Source organism: Psychromonas hadalis ATCC BAA-638 (genome assembly GCF_000420245.1).
In the GTDB taxonomy this organism is placed as follows: domain Bacteria; phylum Pseudomonadota; class Gammaproteobacteria; order Enterobacterales; family Psychromonadaceae; genus Psychromonas; species Psychromonas hadalis.
Window position 1 is genome coordinate 1 of record NZ_ATUO01000225.1, and the last position, 4387, is coordinate 4387.

A 4387-nucleotide genomic window follows, 5' to 3' on the forward strand; every position below is an offset into this window, starting at 1 on the left:
AAAAAAAGGATTGTTTAAAGTAGAAACAACCATCGCAATAGTATCTTGCGCCATTACGGTTGTACTAAAAGACGCTGAAATAACCGCCGCCGAAATTAATGTGGTCAACTTTTTAAATTTATTATTCATTTTCTATTCCTTTTATATTATACCAATCCGCATAAGTATCTGATCTATCTTGTTGGTTAAAATAATAAATAGCTACGTTGCATTCAATCGCAATAGCTAGCTATTACTCAATCATGCGCCTTGCTCTTCATCATTTTTCCTCAACAAGCCCTGATCACAATATTATGCGGAATGGTATTACAGCTAATTGTGGAAGCATTATGCTTCCACCCGTTTTAAAAAATTATATTTATTTATGTTTTTTATCAACAAGTACGGCGAGTAATATGACCACCGCTTTAACGATCATCTGGTAATAAGAGGAAACGTCCATGAGGTTTAAAGCGTTATTTAATACACCAATAATCAGTGCCCCAATTAATGTCCCCATGATGCGCCCTTTACCCCCCGCTAGGCTTGTTCCACCAAGTACAACCGCTGCAATGGCATCAAGTTCATAACCCATACCTGCTGTTGGTTGCGCTGATGACAAACGAGAGGTAATGATAATGCCCGCTAGTGCTGATAATAAACCGCAGATGGCGTATACACCGATCTTAATACGGTCAACATTGATACCCGATAATAGTGCTGCAGATTCATTACCACCCAAAGCATAAATGTAACGGCCAAAGCGGGTATGATTTAATAAATACCAAATGCCTGCAAACACAACCACCATTAACCAAACAGGTACCGGCACACCTAATAGATAACCGCTACCAAACCATGAAAATGCATCTGCGACATCAGTGAAACCGGTTGAAATTGGACGACCATCGGTATAAACCATGGTCACGCCACGTAATAGTGTCATGGTAACTAAAGTGGCTATAAATGCTTGTACTTTGCCCTTGGCGATTATCATGCCGGTCATCGAACCTAGGGCCGCACCACCTAATAGGGAAACAGAAATGGCTATAAAAACAGGTATTTCTAAGCTAATCATACTGGCGGCAAAAGCACCACATAGCGCTAAAATAGAGCCAACACTTAAATCGATACCAGCGGTTAATATCACCAACGTCATCCCCGCCGCTAAAATTGCGATAACCGATGTTTGACGAAGAATATTAAGAATATTGTTGAGGGTAAAAAAGTATTCATTAAGAAATGACACCACAACAACCAGTATAATTAATGCGATTAATGCCTTCTGCTCAATTAACCATTCTTTATTGAACATACTTCTCTTTTTTATGTTTTTGGGGTCTGTTACTGCCTTACTGTTCATGCTGTTTTCTCCATAATATTATTGCCAAACGCACAGGCCATTAATTTTTCTTGATCCGCTTCCTCTGCTGAGAATTCACCGCTAATCTGCCCTTGATACATCACCAAAATTCGATCACTCATCCCTAACACCTCGGGCATTTCCGAAGACACCAGAATAATACTCATGCCCTCCTGTTTAAATTTATTGATAAGTTGGTAGATCTCTTTCTTAGCGCCAACATCAACTCCCCGTGTAGGTTCATCAAGAATGAGTACTTTAGGCCGGGTCATCAACCCTTTGGCAATCGCTACTTTTTGCTGATTACCACCCGATAAATGTCCGATAATTTGATCTTTTGAAGGGGTTTTTATATTAAATAAATGGATAAAGTCTTCAACCGCAAGTGTTTCGGCAGCGTGATCTAACTGCAACCGATGAGATAACTGCTTCAAAGAACAGAGGGACATATTTTCTTTAACTGATAAACCAAGGATCAGACCATCACCCTTACGATCTTCTGATATATAAGCAATACGGTTCGCAAGCCCTTGTTGAGGGCTATTTACAGTAATCACTTTGCCTTCCATTAACACTTCACCACTCTGATACGGCAAAGCGCCATAAATTGCTTTCATTAATTCAGTACGTCCCGCTCCCATCAATCCTGAAATACCTAATATTTCACCATGATCCAGCGTAAAACTAATATCATTAAAATCAGATGATGAGAGATGTTTTACTTCCAAACAGCGAGTTCCGTGCTTGCTATCAACACGTGGGTATTGCTCATCTAAACGGCGGCCGACCATTAATTCAATCAAGCTATCTTCATCGGTTTCTGAAACAGCACGTTGCGCAATAAATTTACCGTCACGCAACACGGTAATATCATCACAAATTTCAAAGATCTCTTTTAAACGATGCGAGATATAAACAATGCCGACTCCCTCTGCACGTAACTCATTAATCACCGTAAAGAGTGAAGCCGTTTCAGTTTCAGTTAAGGCATCGGTTGGTTCATCCATGACGATAATTTTCGATTTAAAAGAGAGTGCTTTGGCAATTTCGACCATTTGTTGCTCCCCAAGACTAAGCTCACCAAGCCGCTGTGAAGGTTTATGTTTTACATTCAAGCGATCCAATAAAACTTGTGCTTCAGCAAACATCAATGACCATTTAATGCGCCCAAAGGCATTGGTTATCTCTCGACCCAAAAAAATATTTTCTGCAATGGTTAATTCAGGAAGAAGATTAAGCTCTTGATGAATAATGCTAATACCCGCTTGTTGTGAATGACGAGGGCCTGTAAAGCTAACTTGCTTATTTTCATAGAAAATTTCACCCTCATCTAATGAGTAGATACCCGTTAACACTTTCATTAGTGTTGATTTACCCGCACCATTCTCCCCCATTAGCGCCATCACTTTGCCGGAATAAACATTTAAACAGGCATTATCGAGTGCTTTAACACCTGGAAATGATTTATGAATATTTTTCAATTCTAAAATGGGCTGACTCATAACGACTCCTTAACAACTCTTTATTAATGATTTTTTACTAGCAACATCAAAAAACAACACCCGCTTGAAAAATGACATTGGCATAAGGAGTACACTCCCCCGTACGCACAACAGCTTTACTGTTATTGCTACGTTTTTTAAAATCTTCATGGCTAATATAAGAGAGAGTAATCTCTTTGCCCTCTTTTTGCTCTTTAGCAATCAGTTCAAGTAAAACGCTGTGTAGATCTGGACTTACCTGTTCAAACTCACTCGCCAAAATAACCCCAGTTATCTGCATCTCACCAAGAAGTACACAAACCGTATCAATAAATGCTGGAATACCATGTGTTAACGCTAAGTCAATGCGTTGTGTATGCTTAGCAATAGGAAGCCCGGCATCACAAATAGTCACCTCATCAAAGTGGCCCAAAGAGGCGACTAGATAGGATAATTCAGCGTTAATTAATGCAGTTTTCTTCATAAATTTCACCTTGATAGACTAACGCTAATTTCGATACTAAGGCTCGAAATGCAGAATAAAATACATCGAAACGTTTGCGCAAACGTTTCGATGTATGAAACTTAATCTAAAAATAAAAAAATTGCACGGTGATTAAATCAATATAGCGACGTTGATCACAGTAAAAATTAGGTTATTTTCTTTACAAGAATCTTGCGACTTAACCATAAAACGATTGATACTAATAAAAACAGAGAGCTAGCGAGTGATCGGTTACTAGATGTAAATTAAATTTAAAAGATACGGCCTTGGTTTAATACAGTAATGCAGGACAAATAATATGACGAAAATGTCCACTGTTGCGTAGAGAGGGATGATGTGGAAGTGATGAGTAAACATTAGCAGCAAGATGCACGACTACCTCATCGCTATTGTAAAATAGCAGTATCTTTACAGAAACATCAATCGTTACTAACAGAAGCGAGCCATTAAATAAGGTGGAACTACCTTGTCGCTTCTATACCCATGCCACTTCAAAATGCCAAGATGCTAGGCATGAAATTGAACCTTTCAGAGATTAATAAAAACAGATTAATCTTCTGTCGATAAAATTAACATAAAGACGTTAATTCTTTAATAGTCGTTCTAAGTCGAGATTTTATAACAACGCAGATTGGTACGAGTTACCTTACCCTTAGGGACGCAAGCTCGCCTTTTGTTAAACCATGGCCACATTGCAACAATCACAAGTGAATGAGCAATCGCTCATGTTCCACCTTGCTCTGGTTACCGATCTTGTGCCTGACAAAGCACCTTGAGTTAACATGGGTATATACCCAAACGACTTGATAATATTTCGCATCTAGCTCATCGCACTTCAAACTGCAAAATTGAAGGTTTGAAAGTTGTCATTAATTCTACTCGTTAAAGTACTACCAATTTCGGGAAGGGTAAGGCTAAAAAACTCATTAATACTCTGTCGAAATTCTTTTGCTGTTGCAAAGTATTTATTGTTTCTTGCATATTCACTCATCACCTTCCACAGTCGCTCTATAGGATTTAAATTAGGGCTATAAGGAGGTAAATAGTGCAATTCAATAC

The 4387-nt window shown here is 38.7% G+C and carries 4 protein-coding genes; all 4 read right to left on the bottom strand.

The features are described from left to right. Nucleotides 1–358: 358 nt before the first annotated feature. Entirely contained in the window at nucleotides 359–1342 is a 984-nt protein-coding gene (rbsC, locus tag G322_RS0117745; protein ID WP_022943036.1) for a ribose ABC transporter permease, read from the bottom strand. Continuing rightward, the gene (gene rbsA / locus G322_RS0117750; protein WP_022943037.1) at nucleotides 1339–2844 is read right to left on the bottom strand and encodes a ribose ABC transporter ATP-binding protein RbsA; all 1506 of its coding nucleotides are present in this window, start codon (nucleotides 2842–2844) and stop codon (nucleotides 1339–1341) included. Before rbsA ends, rbsC begins: the two co-directional genes overlap by 4 nt. 46 nt (nucleotides 2845–2890) lie before the next feature. Further along, nucleotides 2891–3307 carry a D-ribose pyranase gene (rbsD, locus tag G322_RS0117755; protein ID WP_022943038.1) on the bottom strand — a complete coding sequence of 139 codons (417 nt, stop codon included), beginning with the start codon at nucleotides 3305–3307 and terminating at the stop codon, nucleotides 2891–2893. A gap of 856 nt (nucleotides 3308–4163) precedes the next feature. Continuing rightward, the coding region (locus tag G322_RS21275) for a transposase (protein ID WP_211217178.1) at nucleotides 4164–4387 on the bottom strand (224 nt) is incomplete at its 5' end.